8 protein-coding genes are annotated in these 19,692 nt (G+C 38.8%); 1 reads left to right on the forward strand and 7 read right to left on the reverse strand.

Annotation, left to right across the window (positions count from 1 at the left end; genetic code table 11):
- Window positions 1-379 precede the first annotated feature (379 nt).
- The 3 genes from B5X70_RS07665 to B5X70_RS07675 form a co-directional block, all read right to left on the reverse strand.
- Complete coding sequence (locus tag B5X70_RS07665; protein ID WP_079557313.1) at window positions 380-4,522, reverse strand: hybrid sensor histidine kinase/response regulator transcription factor; 4,143 nt, start codon at window positions 4,520-4,522, stop codon at window positions 380-382.
- Between the two features lie 127 nt (window positions 4,523-4,649).
- Window positions 4,650-6,377, reverse strand: coding sequence for a cellulase family glycosylhydrolase (locus tag B5X70_RS07670; RefSeq protein WP_079557314.1), 1,728 nt, complete (start codon window positions 6,375-6,377; stop codon window positions 4,650-4,652).
- Window positions 6,378-6,380: 3 nt separating this feature from the next.
- Window positions 6,381-6,665, reverse strand: coding sequence for a carboxypeptidase-like regulatory domain-containing protein (locus tag B5X70_RS07675; RefSeq protein ID WP_079557315.1), 285 nt, complete (start codon window positions 6,663-6,665; stop codon window positions 6,381-6,383).
- Between the two features lie 474 nt (window positions 6,666-7,139).
- On the opposite strand from B5X70_RS07675, the gene B5X70_RS07680 reads away from it, so the two are divergent.
- On the forward strand, window positions 7,140-10,655 hold the full coding sequence (locus B5X70_RS07680) for a hybrid sensor histidine kinase/response regulator (RefSeq protein ID WP_079557316.1): 3,516 nt from the start codon (window positions 7,140-7,142) through the stop codon (window positions 10,653-10,655).
- 130 nt (window positions 10,656-10,785) lie between these two features.
- Here B5X70_RS07680 and galB read toward each other — a convergent pair whose 3' ends face one another.
- The 4 genes from galB to B5X70_RS07700 form a co-directional block, all read right to left on the reverse strand.
- A complete protein-coding gene (galB, locus tag B5X70_RS07685) occupies window positions 10,786-13,245 on the reverse strand; it encodes a beta-galactosidase GalB (protein ID WP_079557317.1) in 2,460 nt (819 codons plus the stop codon).
- A 322-nt stretch (window positions 13,246-13,567) separates the two neighbouring features.
- A complete protein-coding gene (locus B5X70_RS07690; RefSeq protein WP_079557318.1) occupies window positions 13,568-15,289 on the reverse strand; it encodes a glycoside hydrolase family 9 protein in 1,722 nt (573 codons plus the stop codon).
- Between the two features lie 140 nt (window positions 15,290-15,429).
- Complete coding sequence (locus B5X70_RS07695) at window positions 15,430-17,862, reverse strand: glycoside hydrolase family 94 protein (RefSeq protein WP_079557319.1); 2,433 nt, start codon at window positions 17,860-17,862, stop codon at window positions 15,430-15,432.
- Between the two features lie 42 nt (window positions 17,863-17,904).
- A complete protein-coding gene (locus tag B5X70_RS07700) occupies window positions 17,905-19,521 on the reverse strand; it encodes an MFS transporter (protein ID WP_079557320.1) in 1,617 nt (538 codons plus the stop codon).
- Window positions 19,522-19,692: the final 171 nt, after the last annotated feature.

A 19,692-nucleotide genomic window follows, 5' to 3' on the forward strand; every position in this document is an offset into this window, starting at 1 on the left:
CCCGAAGTATCGGGACTCGTTTCATCTTTCTTAGCTATTCTATCTGTATAATCCCTAATATCTCGGGATAAAGATTTATAATGTATAGAATTCTTTAAGAACTAAATATAAACAGATCAAATACCGATTGTACTTCAGAATTATTTTGAGAAATGGAGCGTAATTGAATGCCCCCAATCAGACGTTTCTGAATGGGGGACATCCACCCTTACCACTATTAAAAATTTCTTACCGGTGTCAAATATATTTTAACATTTTAAAATATATCAGGTAAAATGAATTTAACAATGGGGGCAATTGTTTACTATGAATGTATAAAATGTACAAAAAAAGGGTGTGATTTGAACACACCCCTTCATGTATCATTCTAACTGTCTGATCATTGATTGCTCTTCGCATATTCAGAAGGAACCATACCAAATTCTTCCTTGAAGTACTTGGAGAAGTATTTCGGATCATTAAATCCTACCTGAAAAGCAATTTCAGATACAGTGAGCTGACTCTTGCCAAGCAATTGGGCGGCTCTTTTCAGACGCATAATTCTGATGAACTCAACCGGAGTCTTATCTGTTAAAGCCACAAGCTTGTTATATAAATGTCCCCTGCTCACGCCCAGTTCTCTACCCATTTTTTCAACAGAAAATTCACTGTTACCAATGTTTTTTTCAACAACTTTGAGCGCTTTATTTAAGAATTTCTCATCAAGAGAAGTAATGCCGATTTCTCCGGGTTTAATTTCAAATTTTTTGGAGAATATTTTTTGGAATGAAAGTCTCAGCTCAATCAAACGTTTGATTTTTAACTCCAAAACATCAAAATTAAAAGGTTTGGTGATGTAATCCTCTGCTCCGGCTTCCAATCCTTCTATTTTCTGTTGGCTTGAGACTTTTGCTGTTAACAATATTACAGGAATATGAGACGTTCTGGGATCTCCTTTAATTCTTTTACAAAGCTGAATACCATCTTCAACCGGCATCATAATATCACTCACAATGAGATGCGGTGGTGATTCAAGAATTTTGTTCCAGGCAATCTGCCCGTTGGCCGCCTCGGACACCTCATACTGTTCTTTTAAATTACAGCGTAGATAGGATCTTAAATCTTCATTATCCTCAACTAATAAAACTTCGGGCTTTGTTGCAGAAAGAGACTGAACCGATGCTACCCCATTCTGATTTTCCTCAAGCGTTTCATCTGTTAATACATCATCCTGATGAGAATCATCGGGCACTGAGGTATCCAATGGTAAACGCACAATAAATTTGCTCCCTTTTCCCTTTTCGCTTTTTACCTCAATGGTTCCTCCATGAATTTTAACAAATTCAAGCGTAAGCGCCAGCCCGATGCCACTCCCCTGGTTTGCAATTTCCAGGTCATCCGTACTTTGATAAAACCGTTCAAAAATCTTTTCATGTTTATCGGCAGAAATTCCGACACCTGTGTCGGCAACTGAAAATTCAATGTACTCTCTATTATTAAACCTATCTGAATATCCTGCATCTCCGGGTTTATAAGTGACCACGATCATGGAAACAATTCCGTTTTCATGGGTAAATTTCAATGCATTTGAGAGAAGATTGAATACAATCTTCTCCATTTTATCAAAATCGAAATTGGCATAATAGTTCTTCACTTTACATTTGAAATCATACCTTACATTTTTGTTTTCAAACAAATCCCGGAACGAATTGAATGCATCTTCCAGAAATCTGGACAAATCGCCATAAGTAAGATTTAAGGAAGCTTTGTCTGCCTCAATTTTTCTAAAATCGAGAATTTGATTCACAAGATTAAGTAATCGTCTGGCATTTCTTTGAACCATTGTCAGTTGAGCATACAAATTCTCATCTTTAATCTCTTTCAACAACTTATCCAGCGGAGAAAGAATCAATGTTAAAGGCGTACGAAACTCATGACTCACATTGGTAAAGAAACGAAGTTTCATGGCATCCATTTCACGGCTGCGCTGATAATCACTGCGTTCCTGTTCACGTAGGAATTTCATTTTCTCTCGCCGCTTAATGATCCAGATCAGAGATCCGATTAAAAGAATGAAAAAGATCAAATATATGATATAAGCAAGTGAGGTAGCATAAAATGGAGGGATCACAACGATGTCGAGATGCGTTTCGTCGGTTGACCATGATCCATCGCTCCCCATCGCTTTAACTTTGAAGGTATATGTTCCGGGATTGAGGTTGGTGTAAGTTGCTATGCGATTGCGCGAATCGGTCTCAATCCAATCCTGGTTAAATCCGTCCAACTTGTAGCGAAATCTCGTGCGCTCAGGATGAAAATAGTTTAATCCTGAAAATTCAATGGAAAAAACATTCTGGTTGTGCCTGAGTGAAATCTCCCCGGACTGATTAAGTGCTTTATTGAGAATTGTTCTTCCTCCTATATTCTCGCCTATGGCAATTGGACGATTAAAAAGTCGGAATTCAGTAAGTATTACGCTGAATTGCTGATGATGATCAATAACTTTCTCGGGATTAAAAAGATTAAATCCGTTTGCTCCGCCAAAAATCAACTCTCCGTTTGAAGTGCGAAGCGTTGAGTGCTCATTAAACTCCAGTCCCTGCAAACCATCCAGCAAATCATAGTTTCTAAAAACATAAACATCCTCTTCATTATTGAGAGTTAAACTCGAAAGCCCGTTAAGAGTTGCGATCCACAAATTTCCTTGTTCATCAATTTGCATGGAAATGATGTTGTGGTCTGGCAGTCCGTCTTCTTCTCTAAACACTTTGAATGTTCTGGTTTCACGGTTGTAAAGATTCAAACCGTTTCGCGTACCAAGCCATATTCTGCCTTTCAAATCTTCTGCAAAAGATAAAACACTGTTATTACTTAATCCCGATTCATATTCCCCATTGTACATGTACTGACGAAAACGTTGTGTTGTACCATCTAAAACGGTTACACCAGTGGAAGTACCTATCCATAAACTACCGCGGGAATCTTCAAAAAGAGTTAAAACATAATCGCCACCAACTGAATTATAATCATCCTCACGGTGATGAATAAAGCCACCGGAGCGCTCATCGTAAAGAGACAAGCCCCCTCCCAAAGTGGCTACCCAAAGACGGTTCTGGCTATCGCGCAAAATGTTCCAAACCCTGTCATCCGATAGAGAAGCTGCGTTAAAAACATCATGCCTGAAATGGTGAAATCTCTGTCCGTCGAATCGGTTTAACCCTCCCTGGTAAGTTCCTATCCATAAATCATCATTATGATCGTTAAACAGGGAAACAATAATATCGCTGCTTAAACTATTGGGATTGGCTGGGTTGTGCCTATAAGTGGTAAAAGCACCAAGGTTGCGATCATAATACACAAGTCCGTTTCCGTTGGTACCAATCCATAAATTCCCCTTACTGTCTTCGGTAAAACAGTTTACGTCGTTCGAAAAGAATCGATCGGTCTCAAAATGCTGGCTCCGATATAGATCAAATTGAAAAAGGTGATCGTGAGAATAGTTTATACCGTTTTTAAAAGTACCTACCCAGATAATTCCTTCACCACTCTTCTCCAGAGAAGTAATACTGTTGCCGCTGAGACTTGTTACATCACCGGGAACATGTTCTATCAGCGTTATGGAAAAATCATTTTTATCGATGATGTTAATGCCTCCATGATCTGTTCCCAACCAAATTCGTCCCTGGCTGTCTTCCAAAACTCCGGAAACAGATCGGCTTGAAATAGAATTTGGCTGGCGAGAAGGTAAAAAGTGGCGCGTTTCGCCACTTTTTTGATTTATATAAAAAAGTCCATCAGGTGTATTGTTCGAGTATATCCATATATCATCATCACTATCCAAAAATAGTTTTAAAACACGTCCTGCCTCAGAAACAATAAAATCTCCGCCTGCCTCGATGGTCTCAACAACCTGAAGAGCTTCGGTATCCAAAACATCCACCAAACCATTTGCGTGCAACACATAAGCTTTTCCATTGTTACTAAACCTGACGTCCTTTACCCTGTCGCTTGAGATAGAGGTACTCTCCTCAGGATGGTGATACAATCTTTGCAGATAGTCGCTTCTGCGATGGTAGTAATAAAGTCCCATTTGATCGTTGCATATCCACACATTTGAATCAGCATCTACCCTTATTGTATTGATATAAGTTCGCGGTAAAGAAATATTTTTGGAAAAAAGTTCGTGATCGGTTCCAAAAGACTCTGTTTTAGGGTTATAAATCGAAAAAGTTGATATCCCTGTGAAAAGCCACAGATACCCCAAATGATCTTCGTAGATTTCGTGAATGCTGTTTTCTGGTATTGAAGTATGATCGCCCGGAATGTTTTTAAAAACACGAAACGAATGGCCGTCATATCGATTTAATCCGGATACTGTAGCAAACCATAAAAAACCACGACTATCGGCATGGATGGTATTAATTTGGTTATTTGAGAGCCCTGACTCACTGTCGATTCTCCGAAACTGATTAGCTGCCTGCTGACCTTGAATTTTTATGATAGATAGCAGAAACACAATGATACAAAATATATTTTTTCCCATAGATTTTTATGAATTTCTTTCACCCAATTACATCCCCGCTAAAAGATAAAAATAGGAATTTTGTTCATAATAAAAAACTCCATTTAGACATGGTCTAAATGGAGTTTTTTAGCAACTAGAGAAAAAATCATTCATTTGCTCCCCTCATCAAGGCATCCAGAGCCCCCTGATCGAAGATATTTCCATTGCTTCTATAGAACAATGCAAATCCATTGTTACCGCGATGGCCATTGTCCCAGTAAAATGGAATCAGTCCATGCTGAATGGCCGAACGGGTAACATACTCGAGGTAGTATTCGCGGGAAGCTTTGTGCGCCTCATAATCTTCACCGGTTAGAGCACTTCGATGAATCGCACCATATTCCCCAAGAATTACAGGAATATCGTTGTCTACAAATTTTGATTTTACTTTGGCAAATTGTCTGTCAACGTGATCTTCCTGTCCCCACCAGTCGGAATCGGCCGCAATAAAACTTTCACCCCAAACAGTATAAATGCCACTACCGGAATCCTGCAAAGCAAACTGGTAGGGATCATAATAATGTACTTCGGCAAACAGCCTGTTTTCGACATTATCCTCAGGCATAACATGGAAATTGATGCCGTGGTCGATGTTTGTATTATATGTTTGAACAATCAGGTTACGATAGGCATTTCGTCCTCCGGTTGAACGCACAGTGGTAACAAAATTCTGATTAAATGACTGCTGCACGGTAATGTGCTCAGTGGTGGGTATACCATAGTCGGCACGCACTTCGTTGGTGCCGGCAAATAGTAAACGCTCATCGTAATCTCTAAAGTAAGTGGCAATTTGTTCCCAAAATGCCGTAAATTTTAAATTAATCTCATCCTGTTTACTGTAAAATGGATTTTCTTCAAGCCAACCACCATCCCAATGGGTATTAATGATCACAAACATGTCATTATTAATGCAGTAATCAACAACCTCTTTTACGCGTGCTAACCAATTGGGGTCAATTTCGGCAGTATTTTGATCAGCATAACTGTTCCATGCACATGGAATGCGTATGGCATTAAAACCTGCCGCCTGAACGGCGTCTATCAAGGCTTGTGTGGTCCTTGCATTCCCCCAACCGGTTTCTCCGGATGGAACTTCCAATGAGTTTCCAATGTTCCATCCAATTAAAATATCCTGAGCCAACTCGGAAGCGGTTCTTTCCACTCCAGTCATATCAGGTTCTGGTGGTGAAATATTGTAAGACGGATATAAAGCTAGCTGAGACACTTCAACAACCCTTTGAGGTGCATATTCTGCCCTGATGGTAATTTTCCCTTTACGTTCTGCCCCTGATTCATTTCCATCAGCTGAAACGGTTATGGTAACAGAGCTTTCGGTTCCGGTTCTTCTATCCACGTTAATCCAGTCTCCTTCAATTTCGAGGCTCCACTCCGGTGCAGAGGTGTTGATATCAAATGTTTGGCTTCCTCCAAGCCTACGAATGGTTAATGAAGTTCTGTTGGAGGTAAGCTCATAGACAAACTCAGAATCCAGTTGAGTTACTGTTACGGTTACCGGCGGTGCGTTTCCTGCGTTAATAACGAGTTCTGCTGATCTCACTTCCGGTGTTTTACCATCAACGGTAACCATAATCATGGCTATTGACCCAGTACCTGAAGTCCTTGACAGTGATAACCACTCCGTTGCGGGATTGGTGATTTCCCAGGAATCGGCATCCGTAGTGATTGTAAATACACCAGTTGTTTTATCTGCGTCTAACTCAATTTCAGAAACGTCAACTTCCAATAAATTGAACACCTCATCATCGTCTTTACATGCTGCAAAAATCAGAACTGATAGAAACACCAAGAATACTTTCATTATATTTTTTTCCATACCTCAAAAAATAAACATTACAACCACTAAAGATACATATCCGATCATACGGATTAAGGTTAACTTTCGTTTAAGGAAGTAAGGGAGAATTCCTTCCTGTCCCGTGTAAGAAATTGAAGTAGAATAAGTAGACTGATCGGTGCCACTGGTTGTTCCTTGCACCTGGATAGAGACACCCGGAACAGGGTCGTTTGACGAGTCTGTAACAACAACTGTTACAGTATGTTGAGCGTATAACCCAAAACTCGTCATCACCATTAATAAAAACAAGACGCTTTTCTTCAACATAACAATGATTTTAGATTTAATTTGTTTTAAATAGACCTTTGTAACCAATTCGACCAGATCAACATTCCTTAAAGGTATTTTAACATTAATTAATACTTTGGTGGTATTTGTATGCAGCTTGGGTGCAAAATGTCAACCTCTCTGATCAAATGTAATTTAACATGGGGGTATTTGATTTCAGACAAACCCCTATCACATTGTATTTCTGATACTTTTACATACATTACATCAGAAAAAAAGGGAGTTTTATAAACGAGAATAACAAAGAGGATCAAACGAGTTGGCAGCAGATTTTCACATAAAGGATAAGTCTATATAAAGACTTCAGCAGCACAAGACCAAACTTTTTCATAAGAAGAATCTGAGTTTTTTTAAAAAACTCAGGACTTAACATTATAATTGATAAATTTACTTAAATTTAACTATCCAAAAAGAAAGTATATAAATGTAACCAGATGGATAAATATCTCGTTTATGTCATTATTAAACATTCGACAAATAGAGACCGAAGACAAAACAATTAAAATGGGTAAATCAAAGTGTTTACATTTACTTCCATTCAAGCACATGCCAAAAGCATTGTGCATAATAGCTTTATTTTGCACATTCCAATTGACTCAACCCATTAGTTTTACCAACAGTACAGAGATTAAACTTGCGCATTTTTCGGCAACAAATAAACTACCCGGACAATCTATTCAATGCATACATCAAGATAGCCTTGGTATTATCTGGCTGGGAATTGAATCAGTTGGCTTGACAAAATACGACGGAAAACGAACGACCATTTATAACAACGTTCCCGGTAATACATCCTCCCTCTCATCAAATTATCCCGAGCGAATTATTAGTGATGAATTTGATCAAATTTGGGTCGCAACTTCAAATGGGTTAAACAGGCTTAATAGGAAGACAGGAAAAGTTAAACGTTTCTATTCAAAACCGGAAAACAAAAAAACAATTTCACATAATACCTTATACGATTTAAAACGGGATTCATTTGGAAATATTTGGATTGCTACGCAAAATGGGGTGAGCATATTAAAACCTGACAAACTTGAGTTTGTGCGCTTTCTGCACAATCCTGATTATGAAAACCCTGCCAGTCACAATGAAATTAGCTCCATTCATATTGACAGGGACAACAACATCTGGATTGCCTCAATACTTCGCGGTTTGACAAAGATTTCAGCAAAAAGCGTGGCTTATTTAAATGAAATATGGAATTTTCAGTCAACAACAGATGTATCTGCCAATATTAACCAAATATTAAACCCCTCACAATATTTAAGACATACTACAATTCCTCCGGTGCGTGCCATGAACTCTCATCATCCTGATACAATTTGGCTGGCAACACAAAGTGGACTTTACCGTTATTTTCAAAAAACCAACACCATTAAAAAATTCTCTTTTGAAGACGAGAAACTCTCATATCTAAATAATGCAACCTACCTGTCCCTAAATTTTGACAGTAACAACTTGTTATGGATTGGTTCAGCCAACGACGGCCTGATCGTTCTCAACTTAAGTAATTATAGATATCAGCATCTTGATGCATCCAACTATGTAAAAAATGAATTGAAAAGCAATTCAATCAGGGAGATAATGGAAAGTAGCTGCGGACTAATCTGGATATGTACAAAGTTTGGCGGCCTTCATTATTACGATATCCGTCAGCAAACATTCCCTGTTTTGCGTAAAAGTACTGATTACGCAAACGGATTAAATGATGAGTTTGTTTTATCAGTTCTTTCAGACAAAGATGACCTATGGATAGGCACTAAAAGTGGCGGCTTAAACAGATATCATAAAAAATCGAACAGTTTCACATATTACACGGCTGATGGAATTGAAGGAAGCCTTGGAAGCAACAGAATTGAGGATATTGTTAAGGACAACACAGGAACTTTATGGATAGGAACCGAAGCCGGACTTTATAGTAAACACAGCACAAACAATCAATTTATATTTAGATACCCGACTCATATTCGCAGCCTGGCATTTATAAAGGATGCTCTGTGGCTTGGTACATCAAATGGCATTTTTAGGTATTCAATTACTGAAGAAAAACCGTCCCCATTGCCAACAAAACACCACTCGTTTTTTGATACACAAAGTAATATTTACATCATTGAGATATACGAAGACAGCTCGGACAACATCTGGATTGCAACCCAGGCAACAGGTTTATTCCAGTACATTCCTGAAAGCGACCAATTAATCCATCATACTCACCAGCCCAACAATCCTAATTCCATCAGTGGAGATCAGGTAAGAGCTGTATATGAAGACAGTAAGAATCGTATCTGGGTGGGAACAAAATCAGATGGACTAAACCTTTTTGATAGGGAGTTAAATTCATTCACCACCATATCCACTCCTGAAACCCTCCCCTCTAATACAATATACCATATACTGGAGGATGATTCCGGTGTGCTTTGGATGGGGACTCACAGTGGAATCAGTAGTTTTGATCCGACATCGGGAAAATTCATGAATTACCCTCCCGTTTATGGGGCCCAAAGCTATGTATTTGAAACAAACGCATTCTCAAAAACCGGAGATGGAATTTTACTTATGGGAGGTAATAATGGGTTAAATGCTTTTAACCCTAAACAGATACATTTAAAATTGCATGAATCTCCGATAGTAATATCAAATCTCAGAATTTTTAACGAATCTATTGCTACAGACATCTCTGCTTCAAAGGAGTTTGTACTATCCCATAAAAGCAACTATATATCCTTTGAGTTTGCAATGTTAGATTATACTGATCCTGATGAAAATCGGTATATGTATATTCTTGAGCCATTTGATGAAAACTGGATTTATTCAGACACAAGGAATTTTGCAAACTACACTAACCTGGAACCGGGCAAATACACTTTCAAAGTAAAAGGGATGCGAAGCGATGGAATGATAAATTCCAAAACACTTGAATTATCAATGGTAATTCCCGCACCATTTTGGAAAACCAAATGGTTTACTCCTATTCTCGGATTGATTTTGGTTTCAATCATAGTATTGGCCTATTATTTGAAGATTCTATCAGGAAAAAAAAGAGAAGCAACATTAAAAGCGGAAGTCAGACAGCGCACCAATGATTTATCGGAGGCCTACAACAAGTTGGAGCAATCCAACTTACAGATAGAAAAGCACAACCGGGCATTACGACAGCAACGAGACAGGATCTCGCGTCAGAATCTGGAATTAAAAATTCATAGACAAAACCTGGAATTGATGGTAGCAGATCGAACAAAGGACTTAGAAGAAGAAAAACTTAAAGCCCAAGAAAGTGATCAATTGAAATCTGCTTTTTTAGCAAACATGAGTCATGAAATTCGTACTCCCCTCAACGCGATTATGGGCTTTATAGATCTGCTTCAAGCCGGGGAAATTAAAGAAGAGGAGCAAGCCTACATTAACAATATTATTCAATCAAACAGCAATACTCTATTGCAGTTAATTAATGATATAATTGATTTGAGTATCATTGAAGCAAATCAGATGATAATCTATAAATCTTCAGTAAATTTTAATCAGTTGCTTCAGGAGATAAAAGCCCACTACTCGGTAAACGCTGACCTTCAATTAAAAAACATTCAACTATTACTTGAAACACCAAATACTGAGAATTCAATTATTATAAACACCGACCAAGGCAGGGTAAAACAAATATATTACAACTTGATAAACAATGCTGTTAAATTTACAGAGAAGGGATTTATAAGCTTTGGTTATTCTGTTACGCAAAATAAAATGGTATGCTTTGTTAAGGATACCGGAATTGGAATTGAAGAAGAAAACATGGATAAACTTTTCAAAAGATTTCATAAAATAGAACCCAATGACACCAAAGTTCACCGTGGAACAGGCCTCGGACTTTCTATCTGTAAAAATCTGTGTAAGTTATTGGGAGGAGACATCTGGCTTGAATCTGTTCCCGGCGAAGGTACAACGTTCTATTTTTCCATTCAAACAAAGTGATAATCAATCACATGACAATATTCAACTTATCAGGTTGGATAAAAAACATCGCTCAACATCGTTATCTTTCGATAAAGATGTTGAGCGATATTTTCATTATTCATTCTAAATAAAAAACGATACTAAGGAATTATTTCACCTGAATCTCAATCCTTGCATTTCTTACACCCGGGGCTTTAGCTTCAAATACAATGGTGCCTGGTTGATTCCCTGATTGCACTATGGCAGTCAATTGACCATTAAACAATGACATCTGTGGTTTATGGAAAAGCTCAAGACTTGATGGATCTCCATTGGCTGAAGCTCTGTATTTACCAGCACCTGAGGTATCAAATCTTATTAGCCGCGAATCAGTCGGCACAAGATTCCCATAACGATCAACAACCCTTACATTTATATACGATAAGTCCTTACCATCGGCATCAATGATGGTCCTATCAGGTATTAACTCAATTCTATGAGCTCTGCCGGCTGTTACCATTTTTTCTTCAGCCACTGCCCGTCCAGCCTCATCATAAGCAACGACCTTTAACTCTCCGGGTTCATATTTAACATCCATCCACATCAATCGATAGCGATGTTGAAGTGTAGAATCATTTTTGGTACGGAATCCCTGACTCTTTCCGTTTAAAAAAAGCTCTGCTGATGGATAATTTGTGTAAACAAAGACCGGCGTAATCTCGCCTTCTCTTCCCTCCCAGTTCCAGTGTGGCAGAATATGAAGCGTTGCATCTTCCCTATTCCAAACACTTCGATACAGATAGAATCTATCTTTGGGAATAAAAGCCAGATCGATAATTCCGAATAACGAACTTCTGCTTGGCCAGGCATCTGTATCGTATGGAGTAGGTTCACCTAAATAATCAAAGCCGGTCCAAACGAATTGTCCCATAGTCCATTCATAATCATCGGCAAGAGCAAAATCTTCATCGGGCAAGTTTGACCATGAACAATATTCTAGATCGTATGAGGACGACTGGTGGTCATCATAAATAGCATTTATCTTAATTTCCGGTGGAAATTTATAGACTCCCCTGGAACTTACCGTAGAACCTGTCTCTGAACCAAGCACAAATCTCTGTGGCAGTCGCTCATAAGTTTCTAAATAACGATGAGTTCGGTAGTTCAATCCGGGGATGTCAATCAAAGCAGCAAAACCATTATCTAAAACACACGAGACTCGGTCCATTCCACAATTTACAGGACGAGTTGGGTCTTCTCTATGACAAATATCCTGAAGGAATTTCGCGACCCTATATCCATCAGGGCTGCATTGAGTTGGAACTTCATTGCCAATACTCCACATGATCACACTCGGATTGTTTCTAAAATTCCTGATCATGTTTACAAGATCTTTCTCAGCCCACTCATCAAAAAACCGATGATAGCCGTTTTTTACTTTTGCTCTATCCCACTCATCAAAAGACTCAACGATAACCATGAAGCCCATTTCGTCGCATAATTCAACCAATTCGGGAGTAGGCATGTTATGTGCAGTGCGTATTGCATCTACTCCCATGTCTTTTAAAAGTACAAGTTGCCTTCTTAGTGCAGCTATATTTACGGCAGCTCCAAGTGGGCCTAAATCATGGTGATTATTTACCCCCTGAAATTTTCTTCGCTGACCATTCAGAAAAAAACCTTTCTCTGGAACAAATTTTATATCTCTTACCCCAAATCGTGTGGTATAAATATCAACCAATTCTTCTCTGTAATAAATCCTGCTAACGGCTTCGTACAATCTGGGAGATTCAGGTGTCCACAACTCTGGTTCATTAATGAGAAAATGCTGCTCATAGGGTCTGTCTTCAAAAAACATCTGATTTGTCTCCTGGCTGGCAACCATTCTTCCCCAACGGTCATAAATCTTCGTGTTTACACGAACATTTTGACCATTCTCTGCATTATTCAACTCCGTAACAAGTTTTACGGATGCAAACTCCTTGGTAACATGTGGAGTTGTAATAAATGTACCCCAAACGGGTACATGCACTTCATTTGTTACGATAAGATGAACATTTCTGTACAAACCTGCACCAGGATACCAGCGACTAGAGAACTCCTGATTCTCCAATCGAACAGCCATCACATTGTTTTTTCCATCATCATTCAGATATTCTGTTATATCAAAGTGAAAAGAGTTATATCCATATGGCCAAAAACCAACCTTCGCTCCATTTATAAACACCTGAGCTTCGCTCATGGCACCATCAAATAAAATATTTACCCGTTGTTCACCTTTTATAAAACCATCAACATCAAAAGAGGTTCTGTACCATCCAACGCCCATATAAGGAAGCCCTCCTGTTCTCCCCGTTTTCCTTGTTGGAATAATCTCATAATTCTGTTCAACAGCTACAATTTGTAAATCATGCTCTTCATTAAAAGGGCCATATATTGCCCAATCATGTGGAATAGATACTGTTTCCCAATTGGCATCAGAAAACCCAGGGTTTATGGCCTCCGGGAAATCGCCACGAGTAAATTTCCAATTTCTTTCAAGTGTAATTTGTTGGCGTACCGATTCTCCTGAAAGCATAGTTGAAACCAACAAAAATGTAAAACATGACAACACAATTCTTTTGATCATAATATAGGATTTTAAGTGTTATTAAGTTGATTTTCTCATAAAACAGCAATAGTATAAGGATTTAAAAGCAGAAATATAAATGATAATATTCAGCTAAGATATAAAAATCAGAGAATATATAATAATTTGTATAGACAAGCTACACACCTAAAACAAACCGAATACTGATAGGCAAAACATTAAGCAAATATTAAAAGTAAAAAGTCCACAAAGATTTATATATTAACATACAAATCTTTGTGGACTAACAGAATGAACTGAAAATTTTCTAAACTAATTCAAATGCTGTTACAAAGCATATTTTCATGCACGCGAACATGAATCAGTTTTGTGTCAACAATGCGTCAATGGCACCTGAAAGATAAACAAGGGGGGCATTCCAATTTATCGCTATTTCATTGGTAGAATAGCTACATTCCAAATCCACATACGATTTTGCGGGATAAGGACTACGTTCCACTTCCGGGCCACAATCGGTAAGAACAGAAATATTCGGACCACCGGCCAAAAAACCGGGAACAGGTGCTTCATTATCATCGGCCTCAGAAGGCCGGTGATGAATGTTCATGACCCTTTTATATCCAAATCCGGTAACAAAACAATATCCGGTAGCATTGCGTCCAAGAATGTAGTCAAGATCTGACAATGCAGAATATAAGTAATATCTGTTACCGGTTAATTGATATCCTTTGATCTTTAACATCCCTTCATTGGCAACCTGGGAATTGCTACCCCAAACAAAATTCTGAATACTGACGCCATAAGGAGCTGTTTTTGATACACCAACAAGTTCATCAACAAGAGCGATAAAATCATTCTTTAATCCAAGATTCCTGATGATCTCAGGCAATTCATCGTAGTTGTTTAATAAAGAAATAAAACCTAAAGCATATACCTGGTTCCATGATGGCACAACAGGCTTGCTGTATTTTTCAATAATCACATCAAGATACTCATCCTTACCTGTTGATAAGAACAGTTCTGATGCTGTCCAGAAAAACTCATCACTAAAATTACGGTCGCCATACCCACCAGTGAAGATATCATCTGGCTGTACATATGGCAAATTGGGATTACTCATGGCCCAACCCCATGCTTTTTCAGCCTTTTGCAAACACTTCTCAGCCAAACCGGGAAAATGTGACTCGTAATCCGCTAAGACTCTATGAGCTTTTGCAGCAAAAGCTGCAAAGTTCAATGTTGCTGCCGTACCTTTTGACACTACAAACCGATCATTTGTGGCTTCATGCGGCATCACCATCCCCTCAAAATTTTTAGTCGTCAACTTATGGTATACGCCACCATCGTATGGATCCTGCATGGTTAACATCCATTTGAGATTATAAAGGGTTTCCGTCAATAAGTCAGGAACACCGCTTCCACTTTCAGGAATACTGACATCCAGTTTTTTATAGTAATCCGTAAAGTGAGTCAGTGCAGAAAGCAAAGTGTATGTAGTGATTCCACTGTTAACGATGTATTTGTTATAATCTCCGGCATCATACCACCCAAGAGGTGAAGAGATTATTGTTCCTTCCGGCCGGTTATCATCAGCTGCCGAAGAGTGAACATAAATAATGGTATCGGGATGACCAGCAGGACGAGCCCATCTTCCACCATATTGAGGTTCAATTGCCATACCTGAGCGATTAAAGTAGAAAGCTTTTAAAGCAGCTTTGGTAATTTCTCTGAATGGCTGATCCTTCACTCGTATTTCAAAATTCTCATTGGTCTCAGGCAATACCACCACATAGGTGCCGGGAACGTTTAATTGCGAGAAATCAACTTTACGAACAGCGTCACCAGATTGATCCCAGAACAAAGGTTCTTCCGGAATTGCAGAAAAAACCTCATTTCCCTGTGCATCAATAATTATTACCTGATTCACCTCCTCCCTAACCAACAACAACTTTGGCGCATCGGTAATATATCCAACCTGATTATATAAAACAGGCATCTCTTTTTCAATGTTTTCATGTCCTGTGCAAGAAAACAATTGGATGGAAACCATTGACAGAAGAAATAATCTGAAAAAATTTTTCATAGGACAAATGTCTAAGGATTAATTATTAACTCTTTTGCAATTACTTTGTATTTGAATGAAACGAGTCCCGAGGTGTCGGGACGAGTTGTGGCAATTGAAAACAAATTATAGACACTTGAAATCATCCAGAAAACAATATTTTAGCCCATAATTACTTCTACATCTAAAACTTCACCTGGTGAATACGAAACAATTGAATCATTGCATTTTTTCCCATTAACCCTGATCTCCTTTACTCCTTTACATACTCCATCGGGGTTTTCAACTTTTATATTATAAGTTGTGCCACGTAATTTTCGACTAACTCCATATCCCTTCCAGCTTGACGGAATGCAAGGATCAATAATTATTCCGTCGTAATCGGGCCGGACACCTAAAATGTAACGGGTAATGGCATAATAATTCCAGGCTGCGGTACCGGTAAGCCATGAGTTTTTTGCCTCTCCCGGCTTGTGTGCATCTTTACCAGCAATCATTTGTGAGTAAACGTATGGCTCGGTTTTGTGCAAATCGCTGATATCCTCAAGGTACGCGGGACAAATTTTTCTGTAATACTCCCAAGCCTGCTCTCCGCGTCCAATCATTGTTTCACCTATCATGATCCAGGGATTGTTATGACAGAAAATACCTGCATTTTCCTTATAACCTGCAGGGTAAGTAGAAATCTCACCATATTCGAGCACATAACTGGTAAAGGCCGGATTGTTTAGGACAATACCGTATTCGCAATCCAGGCGCTCCTTTACAGCATCTAGCGCTTTATGAACCATCCCTTCATCTCTACCAATTTCAGCCATTGAACACCATCCCTGGGATTCAATAAAAATTTGTCCCTCCTGATTTTCTTTGCTCCCTACCTTTTTGCCATAAAAATCGTATGCTCTTAAATACCAATCACCATCCCATCCATGTTTTTTAATGGCATCAACCATCCTATCCACATGAGGCTCAGCTGCATCAGCCTCGTCATTATTACCGATTTGACGACATAGTTTTACAAATTCGCGACCATAAACCACAAAAAGCCCGGCTATCATAACCGATTCGGCTGTTCCGCCACTTTTATTCTCAGTGGTTTGAAATGATTCATTTGGATTGGTTGAAAAACAATTGAGGTTGAGGCAATCGTTCCAATCAGCCCGTCCGATTAATGGCAATCCATGTGGCCCTATATTATTCACTACATGATAAAATGATGCTTTGAGATGATCAAAATGCGGTTTAGCTCTTGATTCATCATTGTCAAATGGCACCATTTCATCCAGAATTCCATAATCACCGGTTTCTTTAATATATTCTGTGGTTGATAAAATCAACCACAACGGATCATCATTAAAATTTCCGCCAATAGCGTCATTTCCTCTTTTGGTAAGAGGTTGATACTGGTGATATGCACCACCATCTTCAAATTGGGTAGAGGCTATATCTATTATTCTTTCCTTTGCACGTTCCGGAATCTGATGAACAAATCCGATTAAATCCTGGTTTGAATCACGAAACCCCATTCCTCTGCCAATTCCAACTTCAAAAAACGAAGCTGAACGGGACATGTTAAAAGTAACCATGCATTGATACTGGTTCCAGATGTTCACCATTCTGTCCAGTCTTTCATCACCACTGTTAAGTACATAACCACTTAGTAAATCGTCCCAATATTTTTGCAAATCCTTCAAGGCGGCATCTACTTTTCCAGGAGTATTGAATTGTTCAATTGCATCCTTTGCTTTGACTTTATTGATTAAATTTTTTGATTCCCACTTTTCATCATCGGAATTCTCAACATAACCAAGAATAAACACCAATTCTTTTGATTCTCCGGGCTTCAGCTCAATTTCAAGGTAATGAGAAGCCACTGGTGACCACCCGTGTGCATGTGAATTTCGTGGTTTTCCTTCAAGCACTGCCTGTGGACCACTGTACTCATTATATAGCCCCACAAAGCTCTCCCTGTCGGTATCAAATCCCTGAATTTCTGAATTGACATGATAGAAAGCATAATGATTGCGCCTTTCTTTGTATTCTGTTTTATGGTAAATTGTTGATCCAGCAATTTCAACTTCTCCGGTACTCAAATTCCTCTGGAGGTTATTCTGATCGTCCTCCGCATTCCATAAGCACCATTCCATGAAGGAGAAAAGCTTAAAACTCTTAGCCTCCGGACTATTATTAGTGAGCTTAACTTTTTGAACTTCACACCACGATTTTAATGGAACAAAAAACAGAACTTCAGCTTCCAGACCATTCTTCTCACCTTTTATCCTTGTATAACTCAATCCATGCCGGCATTCGTACTTATCCAATGGTGTTTTTACAGGTTTCCATCCGGGTGACCAAACCGTGTCATGATCATTAATGTAAAAATATCTGCCACCATTATCCATCGGTACATTATTGTACCTGTATCTGGTTAATCTCCTAAATTTTGCATCTTTATAAAAAGCATACCCCCCCGCAGTGTTGGAAATTAAAGAAAAGAAATCCTCATTACCAAGATAGTTTATCCATGGCCATGGAGTTATAGGGTCTGTAATTACATACTCCCTGTTTTCGTCATCAAAATATCCGTACTTCATTTTTATTATTACCTTTCTGATTATCTTTAAATATCCACAATCTCATTGCTCTTTAGTCTCCAGCGCTCTTCTTTGTGCCAGCTCAAGAGTAATTTCATTCATCTTAGTTTGATTTAATGGATATAAATACATTAAAACAGCTCCTATTAGTGCGATTAATGAAGGAATCCAGCTCATCAACATAATAATTCCGGGTACTGCGCCTTGTATGGCTGTAGTACTTTGCCCATCATAACTGAAGGCTGCAAGTACAAATCCAATGATGGCTCCGGCTACGCCGCCCCCAAACTTCGTTGAAAATGACCCTGCAGAATAAATCAATCCTGTTGCCCTGCGGCGATTAATATATTCTGAATAGTCAGCAGCATCGCCCAACATGGCAAAAAAGAGGGTTGGAAAAATAGCTGCACCAAACTCAGATATTACTCCAATTACAAATATTGCCAACATATCACCAGGTTCGCAGAAAACAAACAATGCATTTACAGCTCCGGAAAATATTAAAGCAACAATAAACAAGTTTCGTTTTCCCCATTTTCTGGCCAAAGCCGCCGTAGCCATGGCTCCTCCAATGGAAGCAATCATGAGAGCCACCATGTATGTTCCAGCCATTAACTGATTGTGCAGATAATGGGTGAAATATATAACAATGATGCCCTGCTTAATAGAATTATATATTTGAAATAACAAGCCGATCAGTAGCAAAATAATCCAGGGTCTGTTTCTGAACAGATCTTTTAAATCTCTCTTTAAGTCAGTTTTTTGTGCTTTAGGAGGGGAAACCCGCTCTCTAGTCGAATAAAATGTAATTAAAAGCGACAATGAGAGGAAAACAGACATCAAATATATGGCTTTACTGTATCCCCTGCTTTGATCAATAATTACAAACCCCCCTTCATCCAGATTTTCCTCTCCTGTTACAATAAACCGATAGGTCTGATGAGCATTCATTGAGAAACTTTTGCCTTGCGTTGGGGCATCAATGGAATCATGAAGGAGTGGCTCAACAAAGACAAACAGTCCAAAACCATTTCTGGTTTTAATGTTTACATTTTCAACATCCTTGTTCGTGGATACGACCACCTCATATTTATCTGACTCTATTTGCGTTACATGTACCTCTGGGTTTATATTTCCAAAATGAGCCACCAAAAACAGCAGAGCTCCCTGTACCAGCATTCCTCCGGTAAAAGCGCCTACCATTCTATATGATCCTAAACTGGTACGTTCTTTATCATCGCCAGACATAACAGCCATCAGTGCACCATACGGTATATTGTTGGCTGTATAAACCAAGGTGAATATGATATAAGTGGTATAAGCGTAAATTAATTTTCCTAAAGGACTCAAATTGGGTGCAGTAAACAACATAGAAAGGATAACTCCCAAAGGGATTGCAGTCCAGAGGATCCATGGCCGGAATTTGCCATACTTTGATCTGGTCCGGTCACCCACAACCCCCATCATAATGTCACTGATGCCATCACTTGAGCGGGCTATGAGTAACAATAATCCAACAGCGGCGGGATTGAGGCCAAACACGTCGGTATAAAAAATAAAAAGGAATGTGGAAACTCCCCTCCAGGCAATATTTGCCGCTCCATCTCCAAATGCGTATCCGATTTTCTCCCTTATTGAAATCTTTTCGAAATTACTCATCAGAAAATATTTAGTTAATCAACTGACCTGATGGCCATACTTTCATTTATAAAAATCTCCGGAATATCTTATCCGTAATCTGTTGTGTGTGCATTTCGTAAAAAGATTCAGATCTCTGTATGCGAAAATAAGACTTTGACTCTAATTACTAATTGTTGTTCTAGCGGGGAA

Origin of the sequence: Alkalitalea saponilacus (assembly GCF_900168165.1) — a bacterium.
In the GTDB taxonomy this organism is placed as follows: Bacteria; Bacteroidota; Bacteroidia; order Bacteroidales; family Marinilabiliaceae; genus Natronoflexus; species Natronoflexus saponilacus.